Here is a 23,401-nt window from a genome sequence, read left to right on the forward strand (position 1 = left end):
TCACCACTTCTCCGGGTCGGCGGCCAGGGCGGCCTCTGCGGCGGCGAGCAGCTCGGCGGGTGCGGCGGGAGCCTCGCCGGGGTGCCGCTCGGCCCAGGTGACGACGAACGAGCACAGGGGCGCGACGGCGACCGCCTCGCGGGCGGCCATCGCGTACAGCTCGCGCGCGAGGGAGCCCGCGATGCCCTTGCCCTCATGGGCCGGCTCCACGACGGTGTGCACCGGCACGAGGGCGCGCCGCGGTTCGTCGAGCACGAAGTACTGGATGCGGCCGACGATGTCACCGTGGGCGCCGCCCGCGCGGGCCTGCAGGAGGCCCCGGTCGCGGTCGTCGTAGATATCGATGTCGATGTCGCTCATGGGGCCTCCCGGGTGATCAGGCGGGCACGGCGGGCACGGCCTGGGGGCTCCGCTTCGCGTCGCTGCCCGGGGCGGGCTCGGCAGGGTCCGCGCCGAGCGCCACGATCGCGTTGTCCCGGTCCACGTGTACGACCCTGGGCCGCAGTGACCGCGCCTCGGCGTCGTCGACCTGAGCGTAACTGATGATGATCACGAGGTCGCCCGGGTGCACGAGATGGGCGGCCGCCCCGTTGATCCCGATGACACCGGAGCCGCGTTCGCCCTCGATGACATAGGTCTCCAGACGGGCCCCGTTGTCGATGTCGACGATGTGCACGAGCTCGCCGGGCAGCAGATCGGCGGCGTCGAGTAGCTCCGCGTCGATGGTGACCGAGCCGACGTAGTGCAGGTCGGCCTGGGTGACGGTGGCGCGGTGAATCTTGGATTTGAACATGGTGCGCAGCATCGAGCTACTCCTGGTCCTAGGCTCCCTGCCTGCGCTTTTGCAGGTCAAGGGCTGGTCATCCAGCTTACAACCAGCCCGGTCGCGGACGGGGGCCCGCGCCGCAGCCGCATCACGCTTCTCCGTCTCGGGTGGGGCCCAGGAGTCCCGCGCGTTCGGCGATCAGGGCCGCTTGGACGCGATTGCCGACCCGTAACTTGTCGAGGACCGCGCTGACATGGCCTTTGACGGTGCCGATGCTCACGTGCAGCCGTTCGCCGATGTCGGTGTTGGCGTAGCCCTCGGCCAGCAGGACCAGGACCGCACGCTCGCGCTCCGTCAGCCGGCCGACGAGGTGAACGGCCGACGATTCCCGCCCACCCCGGTCGAGAAAACCGTCCACCACCCTGCGGGTCACCTTGGCGGACAGAACGGTCCCCTGACTGGCCAAGGCCCGTACGAGTACGGGGAGTTGTTCAGGGTCCGTGTCCTTGAGGAGGAACCCGGCCGCTCCGGATCTCAGGGCGACCGCCACGTATTCGTCGGCATCGAAAGTGGTGAGCATCGCCACCACCGGTGGCTTCTGCACGGCGCGCAGTTCGGCCAGCACCGTGAGCCCGTCGACATCGGGCATACGGATGTCGAGGAGCACGACATCGGGCTCCAGATCCCGCACCGTCGCGACAGCCCGGCCACCAGGGACTGCCGCCACGACCTCGATGTCGTCGGCGGCTTGGAGAATGTGCGTGAAGCCCGTGCGGACGAGGGCCTCGTCATCTACCACCAGTACACGGATCACGTGTGCTCCGCTCGTCACTTGCCCGTCCCTGATGCGTAGCACTCCGGTAGGCATCCGTCAGCAAGGACGGCTCCCGTCCGGTCGGTCTTCGACGGCGACCCATCCACTCGGCCGGTGTGATTTCGGCCGAGTGGATGGGCGGCTGCAGTAGGTCGGCGGGTGTACCGCGGTGCGATATGAGGGGAGTCTGAGCGACATAGCAAGCGACGCATCCTCGACCTCGCCGCGAGCGGCGTCACCTGAGGCGGCGGTGGGGCCCCTCTCTCTCCCACCGCCGCCTCTCCCCCGTCCCGGCGCCGGCGACGGCTGTGCCGACGAGTGCCGCGACGGTCACGCCTCCCGTTGCTCCCTCGGGCCGGGCGGCGATTCAGAGCTCGGTGGGGCGGGCGGCGATCTCCCGCAGGAGGTTCATCACTGCTCGGGCGCGGGCGCTCTGTGCCACGCCGCCCATGGAGACGATCTTGACTTCCAGTGGAGGGCCGCCGTCCCGCAGCCGCAGTTCCGCGACCTCGCCGCCGCCGTAGGTCTGGCTGGTCGCCGGCCGCTGGTTGAGCACGGAGTATCCGAGTCCGCGCGCCACCAGTGAGCGCACGGTCTCGTAGCTGCGGGTGCGGTACCGGACGTCGGGCGCGGTACCCGTGGCGGCCACCAGCGCGTGGAAGTAGTCGCGGCTGTGCGGGAGGTCGAGGAGGACAAGGGGTTCGGCGGACAACTCGGCCAGCTCCACGCTGCCCTGCCCGGCCAGGGGGTGGTCGGCGGAGACGATGACGTAGGCCGGAGCACGGGCGATCGTCTCGCTGAACAGCTCCGGCTCGGACGACAGACCGAGGCCGTAGGTGAGGGCGAAGTCGATGCGGCCCGCTGCCAGGGCCTGGACGAGCTCATCCGTCTCCGCCTCCACCACGTCGATCTCTATGCCGGGGTGGCGCCGGGTGAACTCGCTGAACAGAGGCGGCAGATAGTACGGGGCCAGGGTCACGAAGCAGCCGACCGTCACGGGCCCGGAGAGGGTCTCTCCGTCGCCCCTGGCCTCCCGCTGGACCTCGCGGGCACGCGCCAGCAGGTCCCGCGCCTGCTGTTGGAGCCGCTCCCCTGCGGGGGTCAGGGTCAGGCCCCGGCCGCGCCGCCGGATGAAGAGCTGGACCTGCAGGTCCTGCTCCAGGTTGTAGACGGCGGCGGACACGGCCGACTGGGCGATGTGCAGCTCGGCCGACGCCTCCGTCATGGAGCCGCGCTCGGCGGCCACCAGGAAGTAACGCAGCTGAACGAGGGTGAACCCCAGAGGTGACGTCATGCGAGACCCTTGCGCCCGGTGAACCGTGTCGGCACCGACCCTAAGCGGCGGCGACGCCTACACCCGCTCTGCGGGCGTACTGGAGACGTCCTCGGGGCGCAGCAGCGTGGTTCCGGCCGTCTCCTTCAGGGTCAGGGCGGCGACCAGGCCGCCCACCGCGAACACCATCAGGTACGGGCCCGGCACCAGCGTGCTGCCCGTCGCGGAGATGAGCACGGTCATCAAGGAGGGCACGGTTCCGGCGAACAGCGCCGCGGTGATGTTGTAGGCGACGGACAGTCCGCTCTGGCGTGTGCGGGTGGGGAAGATCTCCGCCGACCACACCGCGTAGGTTCCGAGGATCGCTGCCAGGATCACGCCGAGCAGCAGGCCGGCGATCCAGGTGCCCACGAGCCCGGTCCGCATCAGGAGGAAGGCCGGGGTGGACAGGATGAGCAGGGCCGCCGTCGCCCCGATGAACACCGGCTTGCGTCCCACCCGGTCGGAGAGCGCGCCGAACAGCGGCACGAGCGCGAGCCCCATCAGCGAGATGGCGGTGGACAGCAGGGCCGCGTTGTCGGCCGAGTGGCCCAGGTGGTCGGTCTCGTAGGTGACGAGGTAGGTCAGCACTGCGTAGAAGGGGACGTGCATGGCGGCCATCAGGCCCGCCGCCTGGAGCAGTTCCCGCTTGTGGGAGCGGAGCAGTTCCCGGGCGGGGCTGTTCGGAACGGTGTCATTGGCTTCGAGCGCCCGGTACTCCGGCGTGTCCTCGATCTTGCTGCGGATGACGAACCCGATGACGCCCAGGGGCGCGGCGATCAGGAAGGGGACGCGCCAGCCCCAGGCGGTGAGCTGGCTCTCGTCGAGCGCGGACGAGAGCAGGAGGAAGACGAACGAGCCGGCGAGGAAGCCGAGCAGGGAGCCGACCTCCAGCCAGCTCACGCCGAATCCGCGCCGGCGCCGTGGCGCGCTCTCGGCGAGGAAGCTGGCCGCGCTGCCGAACTCGCCGCCCGCGGCAAAGCCCTGGATCAGGCGCAGCACCACCAGGAGCACCGGGGCGGCGATGCCTATCGAGTCGTAGCCGGGAAGCAGACCTATGGTCAGGGTCGCGCCCGACATCATGAAGATGACCAGTGTCAGGGTGCGCTTGCGGCCGATCCGGTCGCCGAGCGGTCCGAAGACCAGGGCGCCGATGGGCCGGATTCCGAACGAGACGGCGAACACGCCGAACACGGCGAGCAGTCCGGTCGTCTTGTCGTCGGAGGGGAAGAACACGGTCGCGACGGTGCCGGCGAGATAGGCGTAGGCAGCCCAGTCGAACCAGTGCACGAACACGCCGACGGCTCCCGCGGCAACGCTCCTGCGCAGTGCGACCACGTCGGTGGCCGGCTCGGCCTCGGTCGCCGTGGCACTGCTTTCACGCGTGGGCATACGCGCCTCCTAGGGGGAAAGGGGTTCCGAAGCCGGAGCTGTGCGGGTGCCGCCGACGTCGTGTCGTCAGGGTGAAGACGGGTCGGTCAGGGGCGCGCTCCGGTCCACGCCGGTCCAGGCCAGCGCGACGGCGCCGTCGAGCAGGGCCCGCTCGGCCGTCCCGCCCACGCAGTAGGCGGCGAACTCGTGCTGATGGTTGGTGGCGGGCAGGGAGCCGATGCCGATGTAGGGGTGGATCGCCGATACGACCTGCGAGACGTTGCCCATGTCGGTGGAGGCGCGGTTCATGCGCGCCGCCTGACCGGGTGGCGCGAACTCCCGGCCCAGGGCGAGGGCGTTGGCCCGGTAGTGCCCGAGGGCCCTCTCGTCCGTGCGGAACTCCGCGTAGGGCTTGCTCTCCGGTTCGATCACCAGGTCGCAGCCGGTGGCGAGGGCGCCCGCCTCGAAGGCCCGCATGACGCGCGGCTCGAGCTCGGCCAGTTCGGCGAGCGTCTCGGCACGTACGTACCAGCGTCCGCTCGTCCGTTCCGGGATGGCGTTCGGGGCGTCCCCCGCGTGTGTCACCACACCGTGCACGCGCGCCGAGCCCGGCAACTGCTGGCGCAGCAGCCCGATGGCGACCTGGGCCACGGTGAAGGCGTCGGCGGCGTTGATCCCGGCCTCCGGGTAGGCGGCGGCGTGCGCGGACTTCCCGGTGTAGGAGACCTTGGAGTGGCTGACCGCGAACGGGCGGGCCTCGGCGACGTCTACGGGCGCCGGGTGCACCATCATCGCGAGGTCCACGTCGGTGAAGGCGCCCCGGTCGAGCATCTCGATCTTGCCGCCGCCGCCCTCCTCGGCCGGGGTGCCGTAGACCTCCACGGTGAGTCCGGCGTCGTCGGCGACGGCGGCCAGGCCGAGGGCCGCGCCGACCGAACTCGCCGCGATGAGGTTGTGGCCGCACGCGTGCCCCAGGCCGGGCAGCGCGTCGTACTCGGCGCACAGGGCGATCCGGACGGGCCCGCTGCCGAACCGGGCGTGGAACGCGGTGTCCAGGCCGAGGTAGGACGAGGTGACGTCGAACCCGGCGCGGTCGAGGAGATCCGGTACGGCGGCGGCGGCCCGGTGTTCCTCCCAGGCGGTCTCCGGATCGGCGTGCAGCCGCTCGGAGAGGGCGATCAGTTCCTCGGCGTGCCGGTCGACCGCGTGCCGCGCCGCCTCCTTCACCGTCCCCGTCGCAGGTTTCGTCCCCATCACAGGTCTCCCGGTACGCCGTACGAGGGGGAGGTAGCGGGGTCGAGTCCGCGCCGCACGTAGGCGTCCCGTTGCGGCAGCCAGACGTCGAGCAGGTCACCGAGCCGGTCCAGGGGGTTCTCGGCCCAGTCCACCCGCAGGTCGGTGACCCGCCAGCCGACGTCCGCGACGACCGCCATCCCGGCGGAGTACACGGGCCCCTCCTCGCCGCCGGCCGCGACGGCGGCCTTCATCGCGGTGAGCAGCCGTTCCTCCAACTCCCCTGTGGCGGCGGCGTACGCGTCGAGGAGTACGCCGGGAAGGTGCTCGCCGGACAGCATGTTGCCGGCCGCGACCGCGCCGTCCGCGGTGGCCGAGGCGAAGGTGCCCAAGGTGCGCGGGCCGCTGAAGGCGACCCCCGGGCCCGACCGGCCGAGGACGGTCAACTGCCGGTAGTCGATGGTCTCCTTGTTCTCTGCGGCGCCGGTGACGTCGGCCAGGGCGCGTTCGGCGTCGCCATGGTCCGCGAGGCCCTCGAGCAGGCGGGTGCCGAGCATGGGGTCGGTGATGTTCTGCGAGGTCGCGGCGCCGACGCCGGGGCGCAGATGAACGACCCGGGCGGCGACGGCCGGGCTCGACGAACTGGCCGCGATACCGAACCGCTCGCCGTCCCGGACCACCAGGGAGAACGTCATGCCCGCACCTCCTCGGGAAGCACGGCGACCGCGTCGATCTCGCACAGCCACTCCGGCCGGGCCAGCGCGGACACCACCAGGCCGGTGGAGATCGGGTGGACGCCCTTGGTCCAGCGGCCCACCGTGCGGTACACCGTCTCGCGGTAGCGCGGGTCGACCAGATAGATGGTCAGTTTGACCAGGTGCTCGATGCGGCCGCCCGCCTCTTCGATCAGCATCTTGATGTTCGCCATGGCCTGCTCGGCCTGCGCCTCGACATCGCCGATGCCCACGGACTCACTGGTGTCGAGGTCCTGGCCGATCTGGCCCCGGACGTACACCGTGCGGCCGGCGACGACGGCCTGGCAGAGGTCGTTGTCGAGGTTCTGCTCGGGATAGGTGTCGCGGGTGTTGAACGGCCGGATCCGCGTGTGGCCGCCCGCGACGATCGGGGTCTTGGCCTGAGGGCCCTGGTTCGTGGAAGTCATCTCTGCTCCTCAGGTGTGGGTGGCCGGGACGGCAGCGCGCCGTTCGGTGGCGTCGTACGCGTGATAGCCACGCCGGGTCGCGATGTGGTCGGCGACGTACCGGGCGTCGTGCCAGACACCCCAGATGAAGCTGGACCCGCGGCGGGACAGCCAGGGCAGGCCCAGGAAGTAGACGCCGGGCTCGGAGGAGACTCCGCGTCGCTGCTTCGGGCGGCCCTTCTCGTCGAACGCGTCGACGTCGAGCCAGCCGTAGTCGGTGGCGAAGCCCGTCGCCCAGACGATCGAGGTGACGCCGGCCTCGGCCAGGTCCAGCTGCTGCCGGGGGTCGGTCACGCACTCCGGATCCGGCCCGAGAACGTGGGCCTGCAGCTCCTCGGGGAGGTCGAGGCCGTTGCGCTCGACGTAGTCGTCGGCTGCCCGGAGCAGTCCGAGGTACTTCTCGTCGCCGAGCTTGATGTTCGTGGCGAGGTCGGGCGCGAAGCGCAGGACGCCGTCGTCGCAGGACGCGGTCATCCCGAGCAACTCGATGCCGTCGGCGGCCAGGGCACGGAAGTCCACGGTGTGGCCGCCGCGCGCCCCACTGACCGCGATGGTGACGTGCTCGGCGCCCTGGGGAGGCGTCTCCGCGTCCCAGAGCCCGAGCACACCGAGCCACCAGCAGAAGTCCCGCCCGCGGTACTCGCGCGGAGGACGGTCGTGCGGGCCCACGGAGAGGAAGACCCGGCGGCCTGAGCGGCGCAGCTCGTCGGCTATCTGCACCCCCGAGGAACCGGCCCCGACCACCAGGACCGCGCCTTCGGGCAGCTGCTCCGGGTTGCGGTAACCGCTGGAGTGGATCTGCACGGGGACGGCGTCGTCCGCGACGATGGGCGGGAACACCGGCCGCTGGAACGCCCCGGTCGCCACCACGACGTACCGCGCGTCGATCGATCCCTGCGACGTCTCCACCCGGAAACCCGGCCGGCCGGTGTGCCGGCGCACGTCGGTCACCTCGACGCCGCAGCGGACCGGGGCACCGATCTTCTCGGCGTACGCGGCGAAGTACTCCGCGACCTGCTCCTTCGAAGCGAAGCCGTCGGGGTCGACGTCGGTGAACTCCAGGCCGGGGAAACGGTCGTGCCACGCGGGCCCGTTCGCGACCAGGGAGTCCCACCGCTCCGAGCGCCACCGCTCGGCTATGCGATGCCGCTCCAGCACGAGGTGCGGCACACCGTGAGCCCCCAGGTGCTCACTGGCCGCCACGCCCGCCTGGCCGGCTCCGACGACGACTACTTCGGTTTCTTCGCTCGGCACTTCATCCTCCACTCAGACGGCAGTTCATCCTGGTGTCGCGTCGACTGTGCTGCCGTGCGAGCCATCCTTGAACGCGGCATGAATTCTGTCCAACAGATGTTTCCGTTCCAGGCGATCTGATTTTTCGATGCGACTGTGCATGCGGCAGCGCCGAGCCGCGGGAGCCGCGGGCCGGAAACAAGGGGGGTGCACACAGCGGAGGTCGCCGAACATGCGGCAGCGCGGCACGCATCCGCGCACTCGCGGGGTGCCGCCGGGTCTACGTCGATCCGGAGACCCGGTGGGAGCTGGTCACGCCGATGCGCGGCCCGGGCAGAGCCCGGATGCCGCGGTTCAGTCGGCCGCCCGGTGGAGCGTGGTCCGTCCCAGGCGGGGCTCCGCGCGGGAGGCGAGGACGGTGATGCGGACGCGGCTCGCGGTGACGGGTGCGGCGAGCGGAAGAATCCGCTGGTAGCCGATGGTCGTACCGGTGGCTATCTGCTGCCAGGAGCCGTCGATCTCAGCCTCCACGGCGAACTCCTCCACCCGCTGTCCGTGCTCGATGTCCTCGCGCACCGCGACCCGGTCGAACGTGGTCGTGCCGTCGGCGTTCTTCGCCACCGGTCGGCCGTACACCTTCCGCACCCGCTCTCCGAACGCGGTCAGCTCGGCGACATCCGCGGCGTCGACCGTCCCCGCCTTCGACGGCGGCACGTTGAGCAGCAGCGTCGCGTTGCGCCCGACACTCTTCTCGTACAGGTCGAAGAGCTGGGCCGCCGACTTCGGCTTCTGGTCGGGGTGGTGGAACCAGCCGGGCCGGTTGGAGACGTCGGCCTCCGCGGGGAACCAGGACAGGTGGGTCACGCCGGACTCGGTGAGCCGCGCCCGGGATCCGATGTCGGCGGCGGTCGGGCCGTGCGGCAGCAGCCATTCGCCGTGAAACGTCCGCGGGTCGGCGGTCGTCGGCACCACACTCCACTCGGTCTCGCGGCCGACCCCGTTCTCGTTGCCCACCCAGCGGACTCCGTTCGGTCCGCCGAAGACCACCGTGTCCGGCGACAGCGCCTTGATCACCCGGAACCATTCGTCGAAGCGGTACTCCTGGGTGATCCCCGCGTCGGCCCACGGATTGGCGCCGTCCAGCCAGAACTCGTCCAGCGGGCCGTACTCGGTGAACAGCTCGTAGACCAGGTTCAGGTAGTAGGCGTCGTAGTCGTTGACGTGCACGGTGAACGTCGGCAGCTTCCCCGACCGCACGTCGTCGGCCCGGTCGTCGCCCTCCACGAGGGTCGGGATGGTGTGCTCCTTGACCGCGCTGCCGTTGCCGAACCGGCCGAGGCCGCCGGGGGAACGATCGCCGTCGGCGAGCGCGGTCAGCTCCACCGACGTCAGCGTCCCGCCCTCGGCCTGCTTCTTCCGCAGCGACTCGATCCACGTGGTGTGCCAGGCGTGCGGCAGTTCGGAGCCGTCGGAGGGGGAGAGATAGATCCCTACCCGCAGCTTGTGGGCGCGGGCCGAGTCCACGTACCTGCGGACGACATTCGGCTGCCCTGGGCTCTTGAGGATCGAGTGCGGCGTGTAGCGGCTGGGGAAGAGCGTGAACCCGTCGTGATGCTTGGCGGTGATCATCGCCAGCTCGGCGCCCATGGCCTTGTACGTGCGGATCCACTGGTCGGCGTCGACGGTGATCGGCGCGAACGTCGCCTCGTCCTCGGTGCCCGACCCCCACTCACGGTTGGTGAAGGTGTTCATCCCGAAGTGCGTGAACGCCGTGATCTCCCGCCGCTGCCACCCCATCTGCCCCTTCCTGGGGACGACGTGCGCGGCCTTGGCGATGATCCGCTCCGGGGTGTCCTTCGCCGTGACCGGAATGATGGAGGCAGGACGGACACGGCCCCCGCCGCCCGTCGGTGCCGCCGTCGTCGCGGCGGTGGTGGCGTGAGCGCCCGCGCTGCCGAGGGCGGCGATCACGGGGGCGGCTCCCAGGGCACCGAGGATCTGGCGGCGAGACGTCATGGTTCCCTCCTACGGGCACATTGCTCGGATCTCTTCGCTACGCTCCCGGGGAATCATGACGCAGGAACAGGCTGATGATAAGAGCTGTGACAGCAGAGATCCCATGTATCTCTGGGACGGGCGGGACAGGGATCAGTCCCTCGGGTCACGCACTCCGGCCGCGTGCCCGCGTCAGCTGCTTCAGTTCGATGATGGTCGCGACGGCGCGCAGCCAGGTGGCCGCCGTGTCGTCGACGGCGATCCCGCCGACGAGTTCGCTGCCGGCCCGCAGCCATTCCCGTACGAGGACGGCCGCATCCGGGCGGGGCAACGGCTCGGGCAGCTCCGCGGCGCGCGCGAGTCCGCCGGCGCGCACGGTCTCGGCGAGGAAGGCGACCGAGCGCGGCTCGGTGCCGAGGCGGTCGAGGAGGACGGCGGCGGCCGCGGCGCCGTCGCCGAACAGGGCGGTGCGCCGGGTGCCGGGCTCGGCGGCCAGGCCGTGCCGCAGCAGGGCGGTGATGTCGAGCCGGGCGAGCTCGTCGTCCGTGCGGTCCGGCGGGTTCGGGGCGTCGTTCATGGCGGGGCCTCGGGTGTCTCGTCTCATCCGGCTGGTCCGCTGCGGCTCAGTCGACGGTGACGGTGTAGGTGATGCGCTCGGGGGCCTGAGCGGGGGTGGCCGTCCCGGTGGTCGGCGTGGCGGACGGTCCGGTCGTCTCGGGGGGCCGGTCGGAGGTGTTGCCCTGGCAGGTGGTGAACGTGCAGTGCAGCAGCGTGAATCGGGTGGTCCCCTTGCCCTTCGCCTCGAAGGTGAAGGTGAGCCGACCGCCGGCACCGGCCGCGGGCTCGTCGTCGTCGGAGTCCGACGCGGCGCCCTGGCCGCGGCCGACCAGCACCGAGCTGTCGGGCTCGGGGCCGACGAGGTACCAGTACTCGCGGGTGGAGGCGTTCTGGTCGACGGTGAGCGTGAAGCGCTCGCCCGGCGCGGCGGTGATGCTGGTGTCCTTCACCGGGTGGCTCGTCGTGCGGCTCGTGGAACCGCCGGCCGGTTCGTCGGTGCCGGAGTCGCAGCCCGTGGCAAGAGCGAGGAGCGCGGTCGCCGCGATCACGGCGCCGCCCCTGCTACCGCGGAAGATAGACGCTGTACGCATCGGGAAGATCACTGTCGGAAGCCTTGCCCATGTGGCCGTTGATGAAGTCGTCCTCGCTGACCCAGGTGGTCGTGCCCCAGGGGTTGTACACCTGAAGCATGTCGCCCTCCTGGGCGATGATGGTCATGGCGTGGGCGTCGCCCTTCTGGTTCGAGACGTCGACCGGTACCGGTTGTCCCTGCGCCACCGACTTCTCGACTTCGGTGAGGACGGCCCTGCGGTCGGCGTCGCTGTTCAGGCCCTGACGCTGGTAGTCACTGCCGGTGGCACCGCCGACGGCGGTGTCATTGATCCGTTCCTGCCCCTCGGGCCCCATACCGACCCACTTCTTGCCGCCGTCGCCTTCGGTGTGCAGCCGGTGCTGTTCTTCCACCAGACGCTGCCTGAAGGCGTCGGGGTCGTCCTGCTGACCGTCGGGGCCGCCGGTGAGGTCGAGCGCGTAGAGGGGGTCGACCATGGCGCGGGACGTGACGGTGGACGAGGCCACGCAGGTGCCCTCGGAGCCGTCGCCGCCTTGGCTCCAGGCCTGGCCGTCGAAGGTGACGGAGTCCTTGTTGTTGTTCCCGCCGTCCGACGCCAGGCCCTCGTCGTCCATGCTGTCCGCGGCGGTGACCACCGGCGTGAGGTGCCGGCGCAGCCAGGCAGGGTCCTTGCCGTGGATCTTGTCCTGGAACGTCCCGATCTCGTCGACGCTGTGGCCGGCGGCCAGGGCCTTCATCAAGTAGGCCCGCTCCTGCGGGCTGTCCGAGTTCGCCAGCATCCGCTCCATGGCCATCTCGTCGTCCAGGCTCAGTCGATCCATCCGCGTCGACGCGCGCGTCAGGTCGCCGGCCGTGAGGATCTCGTTCAGCTCGGTGTCGGCGCCCGCGACGCCGGTGTCGGCGAGCATCAGCTTGTCGACGGCGGTGAGTTCGCTGGTCTCCATCTTTCCCGCCCGCGCCTCGGCGGCCCACTTGTTGAGGTCCCGGGCAGCGATGCGGGTGGCCTCCTGCGCCTCGGAGACGGCATCGTGCATCAGGTCGGCCGCGTAGGACCCGAAGTGGGCGGCATTCTTGCGGTCCCACTCCTCCTCGTCGTCCTCGTGCAGGTCGTCGAGGAAACCGTCCTTGCCGCCGAGCGTCTTCTTCTGCTCCAGCAGTTGTCCGCGGCCCTGCTCGTCCTTGCGCTGCGCGGCGCCGATCGCTTCGGCCAGCGTCAGCAGCACCGTCGTACAGCCCTGGAACGCCTCCATCATCTGGGTCGCGGACCGTCCGGCGGCGCTCACCACGTCGGAGGCGAGGACGCTCGTGTCGCCGACCCACACCTCGGGAAGCCCCTTCCGGGCCACCCGGTCGACCTGGTCGAAGACGCCGCCGACGGGGTCGACCTGGCCGCGGTAGAGCCGTGCGAGGTCCTCCAGTACGGCCTGGTCGCCGCCCGGTTCGGGTACTGAGAGGGCGTCGTCGATCAGGTCGAGGAGCTCGTTCTTGCTTCCGGCACCGAGCATTTTCTTGGACAGCCCGGCCAGCCATTCGAGGCGGAGGGCAGGGGATTCGAGGGGAGAGAAGAAGAACGACACCGGCCCGTTCCTCAGTAGCTCGCGAGGGCCGAGTCGCGCCCGCCCCGCGTCGATGTGTCGGTGAGACTGCCGGCGTCGTCGGGGACGCGGTCCACGTGCGTCTTCACCAGGCCGTCGGTGCCGTGGTAGGTCTTCTTGGCCAACTGCACCTTGCCACCGAGCTCGTGCAATGCCGAGGCCAGCGTCTTGGCCTCCGCTTCCCAGGCCTTGACGAACGCGTTGAGCGCCGACGCGGCGTCGTCGCCGCCGACATTGTCGTACGAGAAACTCGTGCGGGACTTGACGGCCGAGCTCACGCCGTCCATGTCCGTCCCGGCGTCGTCGAGTTGCCCGGCCTGCCCGGTCATACCTGCGGTGACCTGGTAGCCGTCCGTGCCCACCGCGCCTCCCCCGAGTGCATTCGATCGCGTGCGTTCGATCACGACCGCGGGCAGGCTAACACGCACTGCATATACGAAGATCACGCCTCGTCCGCCGCACCCACCTCAGCCGTGGAGCGTGGACCGGGGCGTACACCCGTACATGGCGCGGTAGTCGGCGGCGAAGCGGCTCGGGTGGAGGAACCCCCACTGGGCGGCGATCCGGGTGACGGTGGCGCCGGTGAGCGGATCGGCGGCCTTGAGTGCGGCATGGACGTGCCCGAGGCGGACACGCCGCAGATAGGCCGTGGGCGTGGTGTCCAGGTGGCGGCGGAAGGCGTACTGCAAGGCGCGGGGCGTGACCTTGGCGGCGGTGGCGATGTCGGTGAGACCGATGTCGGTGTGCGCGTGCGCGTCGATGTACGCCGTGGCGCGGGCCGCCGTCGAAGAGGTGGCGTCACGGGTGTCGGACAGCGGCGACTCGTGGCCGACCATGGTGTTGGGGAAGACCTGGAGGACCACCCCGGCCAGCAGCCGGGCCAGCGGACCGATGATCAGCGGGTGTGCCTCGGCTCCGAGTTCGCAGACGCTGCGTGCGTAGGCGCGCGTGCGTTCCCAATGAGCGGCGTGCTGCGGCCCGGCCGGGGTGAAGCCTGTGAAACGCAGCGGGCGGCCGCGGCGCGGGTCGATCGTGGCCGCGGCCTGCGCGAGCAGGTCCGCGGGCAGGGTGATGGCGGACGCGTGCAGATCCGCTGTACTCCCGGAGCAGGCCCGCGCCGGCACGTGGCCGATGTAGCTGTCTCCCGCCACGAAGGCGCCGTCCTGCTTCTCGAGGCTGCGCCGGGCCCGGCCGCCGACGATGCGGACGACCACCAGGCTGCCCTGGGGCTCCTTGGCGAATTCGACAGGGGCGGGCAGTGCCATCTCGCGGTACTGGAAGACACCGGCATCGAAGTGCCGCATGAGAACTTCTTCGCCACCCGGCAGAGCCCCCGCGCGAAACTTCCGCCCGTAGGCTGCTTGCAGCAGACTCTGCGCCTCGTCCCCCGAGTGGGTACGCGTCTCGGTCAGCCGCACAGACCCGTCGCTCACCACACGACTCCGATTCAGGCGATCGGACCACGCTCGCGCCCGAACAGGCGCATGTTCTTGCACGCTACCCGACGGGCCGGGCGCCGCGCAGGGCCCGGACCGGATCGTCTCGGGCTCACAGCACGGGAAGTTCCGAGCATCCCGCAATGATGTCGCAGGCGATCTCCCCGATCTTGCGCTGATGCGAGCGGGCGTAGTCGCGCAGGCGGGTGAAGGCCTCGTCGACGGAGACGTCGTACCGGACCGACAGCACCCCCTTGGCCTGTTCGATGACGATCCGGCTGGTCAGCGCATGCCGCAACTGCGCCACCACGGCGCGGCCCTGTTGCACCTCCCGCAGCAGGAACAGCGCGTCGGCGGTCATCTCCGTGAGAGAGAGCGCCAGCGCCCAGTCGTCCAGGGCGTGTCCCGGGCCGCCGAGCAGGAGGAGCGCGCCGACCGGGCCGCGCGGATCGGACAGCGGCAGTGCGGTGACCCGGCCGACTCCCAGTGCCTGGGCGCGCGGTGCCCAGCGAGGCCAGCGCACGTGGGCCGGGAGCCCTGTCACGTTCAGGTCGATGAGCGCGCAACCCGCGGTGCGCGCCTCGTGATCAGGGCCTTCCTGCCACGCCGCGGCAGCGGACATCAGCGCGCGTACCTCCCGGCTGGTCCCCTCCGTATGCGGAGCGGCACCACCACGTGGCGCGTAGTGCACTCCCGCTCCGTGCGCGCCGGCCAGCCGTCGGACACTCTCCACGAACGCGGCCAACACCCTCATCGCGTCGAGCGGCTCGCAACTGGCCTCGCTCGTCAACCGCGCCGCCACAGAGGCTATTTCCACGTCCGACAACATCACCCCTACCCCTCGGGCACACCCACGAGTGTGCAACCGGCCGACTCCCCACCCTCATCATCACGAGCGTCGTCCCGCTCCGCCGCCCGGAAAACGAACCGTTGACGCGCCCTCCGGGCCACTGTCCGCAAAACGAAGGAGCGGGCCGGGCGGAAGGGATGGGCGGCGCTCACGGCCGCTCCCCCGGCCAGTCCAGCAGGCGGGCGCCGATCACCGCGGTCTGCAGGGTGTAGCGGTGGCCCGGGTCGGCCGGGTCGGCGCCGGTGAGCTGGTGGATGCGGGCCAGGCGGTAGGTGAGGGCGCGGACGCTGAGCGAGAGGCGGCGGGCGGCCTCGGCTGCGACACAGCCCGCGTCGAAGTAGGCGGTGAGGGTGTCGAGGAGCGGGCGGGCGCCGCCCCGGGCGCCCTGGAGCGGGGTGAGCGTGTGGTGGACCAGGTCGACGATGGCGTCCCGGTCGCGGGTGAGCACGGGGTAGACGAGCAGGTCGGCGGCGCGCAGCACGGGGGCGTTGAGGTCGAGCCGCGCGGCGAGGTCGAGGGCGCCCAGAGCCTCCTCGTAGGAGTGGACGACGCCGCCTGCGCCCGGTTGCGGGCGGCCGATGGCGACCTGCCCCGCGGTGGCGGTGAACGCGTGCTTGGCGAAGAAGGCGAGGACCTCGTCCTGGTCGCCGGGGGCGATACAGATCAGCCGCCCCTCTTTGGTGGTGAGGAGGATGCTGCGGTCGCCGAAGCGGGCGACGAGGGCGCTCTCCACCTCGCGGGGCACCGGGTCGCCGTCCTCGTACGCGTTCGCGCCCTGGGCGACGGCGACGGCGTGCTCGGAGGAGAGGCGCAGGCCGAAGCGTTCGGCGCGCTGGGCGAGCCGGCCCAGGTCGCTGCGGCCGTAGAGCAGGTCGTCGACGAATTCGCGGCGCGCGGCCTCCTCCCTTCGTACGGCGAGGCGTTGGGCCCGCTCGTACCCCTCGGCGAAGGCGTCGACTGCCTGTTCCACGGCGGCGAGGACGCCCTCGGCGGCGGCCGTGCGCGGCCAGTGGACGCGGGTCGCGGCCAAGTGGGCGGCGACCAGGCCACGTAGTCCGAGACCGGCTTCGGCGGCGCGCAGGCCGAGGGCGCGGCGCTCGTCGAGTTCGGCGCGGGTCAGCCGGCGGCCGGTGGCGGAGGCGGCCGCGATGAGGTCGGCGTACCCCTCCAAGTACACGTCGAACATGCCCTGTTCCACCATCGACCACTCCTTTCGATGTTCCTTCTGCGCTGTTCCGGGCCTGGCATCAAGAAAGCGTAAAGATTGCCGGGTTCCGGCAATGCACCGGGGTGCAGCCGCGTGACAGGGTCGTTGTGCGGCCAGTTGGCAGGCGTTCAGGGGAAGGGGGCGGCCATGACGCTGTTTCTTGGTCTCGGCATCGCGGGGATCGTCCTGCTCGTGCTCTCTCTCGTCCTGGACGGTGTCCTGGAGGGGATCCTCGACGGGGCGGGCGCGTTGGACGGGGTGTTCGACGGGGTGCTGTCGCTGCCCGTGATGGCGGGGTTCGTGTCCATGCTCGGCTTCGGCGGCGCGCTCGTGCTCGGCACGACGGGCCTCGGGGCGGGGGCGGCCACGGCGGTCGGTGCCGGTGCGGGGGCCGGCGCCGGCTGGCTGACGTGGCGGCTGAGCCGGGCGCTGATGCGGGACGCGTCGTCCCGGGCGCCGCGCGGGGCCGATCTGGTGGGCGTCGCGGGCCGGGTGGTCACCGCGATCCCCGCCGACGGATTCGGCGAGGTGCTGCTGCAACAGGCGGGCCAGCCCGTCAAGTTGGCGGCGAAGAGTGCGGTCGCCGTGGCGCGGGGCGGCGAGGTGTGGGTCGAGCGGTCCCTGTCGCCGACGTCCGTGGCAGTACGGCCCGTCGAACGCTGAACCCGCGCCGTACGCGCTTCCGTACGGCCCGCATACGTACGGCCCGCATACGTACGGCCCGCACCTGTAAGACGCGCACCCGTGCAACGCGCGCCCGAACCACGCTCATCCGTACCACCCGGCCCGGTCGGCCCGAGGGAGAGTTCACCATGAGTCCAGTCGTCATCGCCGTGATCGGAGTCGTCGTACTCCTCGTTCTGCTGGCGCTCGTCGTCGTCACCCGGTACAAGGTCGCCGGGCCCAGCGAGGCGTTCATCGTCACCGGCCGGCGCGGCAAGACATCCACCGATCCGGACACCGGCCGGATCTCCACCGACAACAGCGGGCAGAAGGTCGTGGTCGGCGGCGGCGTCTTCGTCGTGCCGTTCGTGCAGCAGAAGTTCACGCTCGCCCTGTCGTCGCGGCACATTCCGATCGCCGTGCGCGGCGCCGTCACGCTGCGCGGTGTGAAGGCGCACCTGGAGGGGGTCGCCATCGTGAAGGTGGGCGGCACCGAGGACTCCATCCGGGCCGCCGCCCAACGGTTCCTCGTGCAGCAGGAGGGCATCGTCGGCTTCACGCAGGAAGTGCTGTCCGGCGCGCTGCGCTCCATCGTGGGCCGGATGTCGGTGGAGGACATCATCCGGGACCGCGCCGCGTTCGCCGGGCAGGTCGCCGAGGAGGCGGAGGCCTCGCTGTCCGGGCAGGGCCTGGTCCTCGACGCGTTCCAGATCCAGGACATCACCACCGAGGGCTCCTACCTGGAGGACCTCGGCCGGCCGGAGGCGGCGCGGGCCCGGCAGGAGGCCGACATCGCGGAGGCGGTGGCGCGCCGCGCCGCCGAGCAGGCCCGGCTGAAGGCGGAGGAGGAGATCGCGGTCGCGCAGCGGACGTTCGCACTGAAGCAGGCCGAGATCAAGGCGCAGACCGACGAGGCGGCGGCCCGCGCCGGTGCGGCGGGTCCGCTGGCCGAGGCGGCCAGGCGCCAGGAGGTGCTGTCGGAACAGGAGAAGGTGGCGGTACGTCAGGCGGCGCTCACCGACCGGGAGTTGGACACGCAGGTCCGTAAGCCCGCGGACGCCGCCCGTTACCAGGCCGAGCAGGAGGCGGAGGCCCGCCGGGTCGCCCTGGTCAAGCAGGCGGAGGCGGACGCGGAGCGGGCCCGGCTGACCGGTGAGGGTGAGAAGGCGCACCGCGCGGCGCTCGCCGAGGCCGTACGCCTCGAAGGTGCGGCGGAGGCCGCGGCGATCGGCGCCAAGGGTGCCGCGGAGGCGGAGGCCATGCAGAAGAAGGCCGACGCGTTCGAGCGGTACGGGGACGCGGCGATGCTGCAGATGATGGTGGAGGCGCTGCCGCAGGTGGTCGCCAAGGCGGCCGAGCCGCTGTCCGCCATCGACAAGCTGACGGTGATCTCCACGGACGGCGCGAGCAAGCTGTCCCGCAGCGTCACGGACAATGTGACGCAGGGCATCGAACTGCTCAGCTCCACCACGGGGGTTGACCTGGCACAGCTGCTCAAGAAGGCGACGGCGACGCCGGTTCCCTCGCAGAACGGCCGCATCGAGGTCACCGACTGACGACCGGGTGACGCGGCTACCGCGGCGGGCGACCATCGAAGCGGTCGACTACTGCAGCGGTCGTACGTCCCCGGGCCGCGACTCCAGGGTTTTCACCGTGGCCCGGGGCTCCGGAGGGGTCCATCGTGGAAGGCACGGAAGTTCACGGGACCTTCCGGCACGGGGGGAACAACGGGGGGGACGGGGGTGCCCGACAGGGCACCCCCGCTACGCGGGTCACGTCCCTGCCGACTGGCTGATCAGGCGCACGAGTTGGGCCCTGCGATGTACGCCTTCGAGCTTGCGGTAGATGTTGCCGAGGTGGAACTCGACCGTCTTGACGCTGAGGAAGAGCTGTTCGGCGGCCTCGTGATTGGTGACGCCCCGGCCGACGGCGAGCGCGACGCGCAGTTCCTGCGGGGTGAGGCCGTCGAGCGGGGTCGGTCCTGTGCGTACCCGTTCGCCGCCCGCCGCGTGCAGTTCCGCGGCGGCCCTGGCCGCCCAGCCGCCGGCGCCGAGCCGCTCGAACGTGGCGAGGCCGCGCTGCAGCCAGCGCCGCGCCTCGCTCCGACGTCCCTGGCGGCGCAGGAGTTCCCCGCGCGTGAATTCGGTGCGGCCACGCTCGAACGGAGCTCCCACCGTGGCGAGTTGTGCCAGCGCCCGGTCCATGTGGCGTTCCGCCTCCGCGGGTTCGAGCATGCCGCGGCAACGGGCGGCCGCGGCGGCGGCGATCGGGCGGTGACCGCGGCCCGCCTCGTGCTCCAGGACGCGCAGCACCCCCCGCGCCTCCTCGGTGCGGTGGAGGTGGGCGTAGGCGTCGGCGAGGTCGGCGGCCCAGGAGAGATAGAGGCCGTCGCCGCGGCCGTTGGCGAGCGAGAACTCCCGTACGCGTTCCAGGTGTTGGGCGGCCTCTTCGAAGCGCCCGAGACCGAGTTCGAGCAGGCCGAGGGCGCCGTGGGCGCGGGCCGCGTCCATGGGCAGTTCGGCGGTCGCGGCGATCGCGGTGGCCTGGGCCCCATGGCGGCGGCAGTCGGCCTCCCGGTTGAGGGCGGCCTCGGCCTTGGCCTGGGCAGCGAGCGCGCGGCACACCTCCAGGACGCGTCCGGTGTCCTCGCCCAGGCGGGCGGATTCGTCGGCGTGGGCGAGCGCCGCGTTCCATTGGCCGCGCCAGAACTCGACGACCGACAGCGTGCCGAGGAGGTGCGCGAGCAGCCCCACGGTGCTGGAGGCGCGCGCGGCGTGCACGGCGCGGTCGAGCAGGTCGTACCCCTCGTCGAGTTCCTCGGCCGCGAGATGGCACAGGCCGCCGACGCCGGAGACCGGGTACGGGAACGCCAGGTCGGGTTCGGCGAGCGGTTTCTCGAGCTCGCGCAGCAGGGCGCGCCCGTTGTCCGCGTCGCCGCCGAGCAGCTCGACGAGGGCGTGCAGCAGGCGTACGGGCAGGGCGGCGGCGGAGTCCGTGAAGGCGTCGGCGATCCGTATCGACTCGGCGGAGGTGGTGCGGGCCGCGGTGAGGTCGCCGATGGCGAGTTCGGTGAAGGTGATGCCGCCGAGCATGACGGCGGCGAGGGCCGGGTCGACGCGGCGGGCTTCGCCGACGGCGGCGCGCAGCTGCTCGCGGGCGCGGGCCGGGCTCCCCCGGTTGATGTCGACGTAGCAGCGGAGTTGGAGTACGTCGAGGCGGGTCCGCGGGCGGGCGGCGTGGCCGAGGGCACGGTCGAGCAGGTCGGCCGCCTCGTCCGGGGCCCCTGCGGCCTGCGCGGCGCGGGCGGCGGACAGGAGGCGGCGCGCCTTGTGCTCGCCCTCGGGGGTGAAGCGGGCGGCGTGCGCGTACAGGCGGGCGGCGAGTGGGAAGGTGAGGCTGCCGGGGCCGCCGGACGCGGCGCGTTCGAGGGCGGCGGCGACCTCTTCGTCGGGGTCGGCGCCGGACTCGGCGAGGTGCCAGGCGTAGCGCTCGAGCGCCCGGGGGGCCTCGGCGTCCCGCAGTGCGTGGGCGACGGTGCGGTGGGCGCGCCAGCGGTGGACGGCGCTCGCGCCGTGGTAGACGCCGGAGCGGACGAGTGGATGGCGGAAGACGTACGCGCCTCCCTCGACGGACATGAGCCCGGCGTGCTCGGCGGGTTCGAGTGAGGCGTAGGTCAACCCGTGGGCACGCAGGACGCGTTCGGTTCCGGCGAGGGGGCGCGGCCCGAGGACGGCGAGCAACAGCATGGCGTCCTGGGCCTGTTCGGGCAGCCGGGTGATGGCGGTGTGGAAGGTGCGGGCGAGTATCTCCCCGATGGGCAGCGGGGCTCCGGTGTCGGGTCGGTGGCCGCCCCGGGCGAGCAGGGCGGGCAGTTCGACGAGGGCGAGGGGGTTGCCGCGTGCCTCCGAGAGGAGCCAGGCGATGTCGTGCGGGGAGAGGGGCTCGTCGGCGACCAGCTGCCGCGCGGCGGCGGTGTCGAGGCCGCGCAGGGTGAGGGTTTCGACGGGGGCGAGCCGGGAGGCGGCCTCGTCGGTGTCGCGGGTCGCGAACAGGGCGACGACGCCTTCACGGCCGAGCCTGCGGGTGGCGAAGGCCAGGGCGTCCAGGGAGTACGGGTCGAGCCACTGCGCGTCGTCGACAACAACGAGCACGGGCCCTGACTCGCTGACCGCGCCGAGCAGGCTGAGCGTGCCGGCGGCGACGCCGAACCGGTCCTGGGCGACGGCGGGGCCGAGCGCCAGGGCGCCGGTGAGGGCGGCCGCCTGTCGGCCCGGGATGCGGTCCAGATGGTCGGTGACCGGGCGGAAGAGGTCGGCGAGACCCACGTACGGCAGTCGGGACTCGGTCTCGATGCCGTGGGTACGGAGCTGGGTGAGGTCTCCGGCGATCGATGCGGCGTGGCCGAGCAGGCTGCTCTTGCCGATGCCTGCCTCGCCGCGGATGACAAGGGCCCCGCTCTGCCCGCCGCGTGCGTCGTCGATGAGGTCGGCGATCCGTGCGCATTCCGCTGTGCGACCCATCAGCATGGGCTCAGGGTAGCCGGGTGCGGGGGCCCGCGAAATGAGTCAACTAGCTTACCAATGGGGCCAGTTGACTCATTCGGCGAGTCACTCACGCCGCTTCCTGCACCCCGTCCGCGAACTGGGTGCGGTACAGCTCCGCGTAGCGGCCCGACGCGGCCAGGAGGGTGGTGTGGGTGCCGCGTTCCACGATGTGTCCGTCCTCGACCACGAGGATCTGGTCCGCCGAGCGGATCGTGGAGAGGCGGTGGGCGATGACGATCGCCGTGCGGTCCGCGAGCGCCTCGGCGAGCGCCTCCTGGACCGCGGCTTCGGACGTGTTGTCGAGGTGGGCGGTGGCCTCGTCGAGGATGACCACGCGCTGGCCGGCCAGCAGGAGGCGGGCGATGGTCATGCGCTGGCGTTCGCCGCCGGAGAGCCGGTAGCCGCGTTCGCCCACGACCGTGTCCAGGCCGTCCGGCAGCTCCCGGACGAGCGCTTCGAGGCGGGCCCGGCGCAGGACGTCCCACAGTTCCGTCTCGGTCGCCCCGGGGCGGGCCAGGAGCAGGTTCGCGCGGACGGAGTCGTGGAAGAGGTGCCCGTCCTGGGTGACCATGCCGAGCGTGGCCCGCATCGACGGCGCGCTCAGGTCGCGTACGTCGACGCCACCGATCCGGACGGCCCCGGTGTCGGTGTCGTAGAGGCGGGGCAGCAGTTGCGCGATCGTGGATTTGCCCGCGCCCGACGAGCCGACCAGGGCGATCGTCTGGCCCGGTTCGGCGCGGAAGCTCACGCCGTGCAGGACCTCGGCGCCGCCGCGGGTGTCGAGCGAGGCGACCTCTTCGAGGGAGGCGAGGGAGACCTTGTCGGCGGACGGGTAGCCGAAGCGGACGTCGTCGAACTCGACGGCGACCGGCCCGTCCGGGACCTCGCGGGCGTCCGGCTTCTCGTCGATCAGCGGCTTGAGGTCCAGGACTTCGAAGACGCGCTCGAAGCTGACCAGGGCGCTCATGACCTCGACGCGTGCTCCGGCCAGGGACGTCAGCGGCGCGTACAGGCGGGTGAGGAGCAGGGCGAGGGAGACCACCGCGCCCGCCTCCAGGGTGCCGTCGAGCGCGAAGTAGCCGCCGAGTCCGTAGACGAGCGCGAGCGCCAGGGCGGAGACCAGGGTCAGTGCCGTGATGAACGCGGACTGGGCCATCGCGGTACGGACTCCGATGTCCCGGACCCGGCGCGCTCTGGCGGCGAACTCGGCCGACTCGTCCTCGGGCCGGCCGAACAGCTTCACGAGCGTGGCGCCGGGTGCGGAGAACCGTTCGGTCATCCGGGTCCCCATGGCCGCGTTGTGGGTGGCGGCCTCGCGCTGGAGCTTCGCCATCCGGGTGCCCATGCGGCGTGCGGGCAGCACGAAGACGGGCAGCAGGACGAGGGAGAGGACGGTGATCTGCCAGGACAGGGTGAGCATGACGGCAAGGGTCAGCAGCAGGGTGACCACGTTGCCGACGACTCCGGAGAGGGTGTTGCTGAAGGCGCGCTGGGCGCCGATGACGTCGTTGTTGAGGCGGCTGACGAGCGCGCCGGTGCGGGTGCGCGTGAAGAACGCGACGGGCATCCGCTGGACGTGGTCGAAGACGGCGGTGCGCAGGTCGAGGATGAGGCCCTCGCCGAGGTTGGCGGAGAGCCAGCGGGCGAGCACACCGATACCCGCCTCGGCGACGGCGATGACCGCGATGAGCACGGCGAGCCGGATCACCACGTCCTGTCCGTCGCCGCCGACGATCGCGTCGACGACGTGCCCTGCGAGGACCGGCGTCGCCACGGCGAGCAGCGCGCCGAGGATGCTGAGGATCACGAACTGGATGATGCGGCGCCGGTGCGGCCGGGCGAACGCGGCGATCCGGCGCAAGGTCTCGCGGGCGAAGGGGCGTCCCCCCGCGCCGTTCTGGGCGTTCATCACGCTGTGCAGTTGCGTCCAGGCTGTCGTTTCCATGCTCATGTGACGACCGTAGGACCTCAACCAATATTGAGGTCAACGGTTGCGGTCAAGACCGGGTCAAGGGCCGAGGCCAGGGGCAGGCAGGTGATCCGACGAGGCGC

The 23,401-nt window shown here is 71.6% G+C and carries 21 protein-coding genes; 2 read left to right on the forward strand and 19 right to left on the reverse strand.

What is annotated here, in order from left to right; all coding sequences use genetic code 11:
- The 17 genes from ACIREE_RS05705 to ACIREE_RS05785 form a co-directional block, all read right to left on the reverse strand.
- Positions 1-360 carry a GNAT family N-acetyltransferase gene (locus ACIREE_RS05705; RefSeq protein WP_404146694.1) on the reverse strand — a complete coding sequence of 120 codons (360 nt, stop codon included), beginning with the start codon at positions 358-360 and terminating at the stop codon, positions 1-3.
- Positions 361-376: 16 nt separating this feature from the next.
- Positions 377-805: an aspartate 1-decarboxylase gene (gene panD, locus ACIREE_RS05710; RefSeq protein WP_404146697.1), complete on the reverse strand. Its 429-nt coding sequence runs from the start codon at positions 803-805 to the stop codon at positions 377-379.
- 109 nt (positions 806-914) lie between these two features.
- Entirely contained in the window at positions 915-1,580 is a 666-nt protein-coding gene (locus tag ACIREE_RS05715) for a response regulator (RefSeq protein ID WP_404146699.1), read from the reverse strand.
- A 367-nt stretch (positions 1,581-1,947) separates the two neighbouring features.
- Positions 1,948-2,874, reverse strand: a complete 927-nt coding sequence (locus ACIREE_RS05720; RefSeq protein WP_404146702.1) for a LysR substrate-binding domain-containing protein — start codon at positions 2,872-2,874, stop codon at positions 1,948-1,950.
- Positions 2,875-2,931: 57 nt separating this feature from the next.
- Entirely contained in the window at positions 2,932-4,284 is a 1,353-nt protein-coding gene (locus tag ACIREE_RS05725) for an MFS transporter (protein ID WP_404146706.1), read from the reverse strand.
- Between the two features lie 66 nt (positions 4,285-4,350).
- Positions 4,351-5,517 (reverse strand): M20 family metallopeptidase, encoded by a 1,167-nt coding sequence (locus tag ACIREE_RS05730; protein WP_404146709.1) that lies wholly within the window; start codon positions 5,515-5,517, stop codon positions 4,351-4,353.
- Positions 5,517-6,191 carry a DUF1028 domain-containing protein gene (locus ACIREE_RS05735; RefSeq protein ID WP_404146711.1) on the reverse strand — a complete coding sequence of 225 codons (675 nt, stop codon included), beginning with the start codon at positions 6,189-6,191 and terminating at the stop codon, positions 5,517-5,519. Before ACIREE_RS05735 ends, ACIREE_RS05730 begins: the two co-directional genes overlap by 1 nt.
- A complete protein-coding gene (locus ACIREE_RS05740) occupies positions 6,188-6,658 on the reverse strand; it encodes a RidA family protein (protein ID WP_404146714.1) in 471 nt (156 codons plus the stop codon). Before ACIREE_RS05740 ends, ACIREE_RS05735 begins: the two co-directional genes overlap by 4 nt.
- Before the next feature lie 9 nt (positions 6,659-6,667).
- Entirely contained in the window at positions 6,668-7,951 is a 1,284-nt protein-coding gene (locus ACIREE_RS05745) for a flavin-containing monooxygenase (RefSeq protein WP_404146717.1), read from the reverse strand.
- Positions 7,952-8,284: 333 nt separating this feature from the next.
- The gene (locus ACIREE_RS05750) at positions 8,285-9,946 is read right to left on the reverse strand and encodes an alpha-L-fucosidase (RefSeq protein WP_404146720.1); all 1,662 of its coding nucleotides are present in this window, start codon (positions 9,944-9,946) and stop codon (positions 8,285-8,287) included.
- Between the two features lie 145 nt (positions 9,947-10,091).
- Complete coding sequence (locus ACIREE_RS05755) at positions 10,092-10,502, reverse strand: hypothetical protein (RefSeq protein ID WP_404146723.1); 411 nt, start codon at positions 10,500-10,502, stop codon at positions 10,092-10,094.
- A gap of 46 nt (positions 10,503-10,548) precedes the next feature.
- Complete coding sequence (locus ACIREE_RS05760; protein ID WP_404146726.1) at positions 10,549-11,073, reverse strand: protease inhibitor I42 family protein; 525 nt, start codon at positions 11,071-11,073, stop codon at positions 10,549-10,551.
- The gene (locus ACIREE_RS05765; protein ID WP_404146728.1) at positions 11,045-12,631 is read right to left on the reverse strand and encodes a peptidoglycan-binding protein; all 1,587 of its coding nucleotides are present in this window, start codon (positions 12,629-12,631) and stop codon (positions 11,045-11,047) included. The genes ACIREE_RS05760 and ACIREE_RS05765 overlap by 29 nt, the downstream gene beginning before the upstream one ends.
- Before the next feature lie 11 nt (positions 12,632-12,642).
- Positions 12,643-13,011 (reverse strand): hypothetical protein, encoded by a 369-nt coding sequence (locus ACIREE_RS05770; protein ID WP_404146731.1) that lies wholly within the window; start codon positions 13,009-13,011, stop codon positions 12,643-12,645.
- 105 nt (positions 13,012-13,116) lie between these two features.
- Positions 13,117-13,953, reverse strand: coding sequence for a helix-turn-helix domain-containing protein (locus ACIREE_RS05775; protein ID WP_404146733.1), 837 nt, complete (start codon positions 13,951-13,953; stop codon positions 13,117-13,119).
- A 244-nt stretch (positions 13,954-14,197) separates the two neighbouring features.
- Positions 14,198-14,902, reverse strand: a complete 705-nt coding sequence (locus ACIREE_RS05780; RefSeq protein WP_404146736.1) for an ANTAR domain-containing protein — start codon at positions 14,900-14,902, stop codon at positions 14,198-14,200.
- Positions 14,903-15,083: 181 nt separating this feature from the next.
- Positions 15,084-16,136, reverse strand: coding sequence for a PucR family transcriptional regulator (locus ACIREE_RS05785; RefSeq protein WP_404146739.1), 1,053 nt, complete (start codon positions 16,134-16,136; stop codon positions 15,084-15,086).
- A gap of 153 nt (positions 16,137-16,289) precedes the next feature.
- On the opposite strand from ACIREE_RS05785, the gene ACIREE_RS05790 reads away from it, so the two are divergent.
- The gene (locus ACIREE_RS05790) at positions 16,290-16,805 is read left to right on the forward strand and encodes a hypothetical protein (RefSeq protein WP_404146742.1); all 516 of its coding nucleotides are present in this window, start codon (positions 16,290-16,292) and stop codon (positions 16,803-16,805) included.
- Between the two features lie 149 nt (positions 16,806-16,954).
- Complete coding sequence (locus tag ACIREE_RS05795; protein ID WP_404146745.1) at positions 16,955-18,361, forward strand: flotillin family protein; 1,407 nt, start codon at positions 16,955-16,957, stop codon at positions 18,359-18,361.
- A gap of 216 nt (positions 18,362-18,577) precedes the next feature.
- On the opposite strand, the gene ACIREE_RS05800 is transcribed toward ACIREE_RS05795, so the two are convergent.
- Entirely contained in the window at positions 18,578-21,331 is a 2,754-nt protein-coding gene (locus tag ACIREE_RS05800) for an AAA family ATPase (protein ID WP_404146748.1), read from the reverse strand.
- Between the two features lie 85 nt (positions 21,332-21,416).
- Entirely contained in the window at positions 21,417-23,300 is a 1,884-nt protein-coding gene (locus tag ACIREE_RS05805) for an ABC transporter ATP-binding protein (RefSeq protein ID WP_404146751.1), read from the reverse strand.
- Positions 23,301-23,401: the final 101 nt, after the last annotated feature.

Source organism: Streptomyces sp. NPDC102467, assembly GCF_044765445.1.
In the GTDB taxonomy this organism is placed as follows: Bacteria; Actinomycetota; Actinomycetes; order Streptomycetales; family Streptomycetaceae; genus Streptomyces.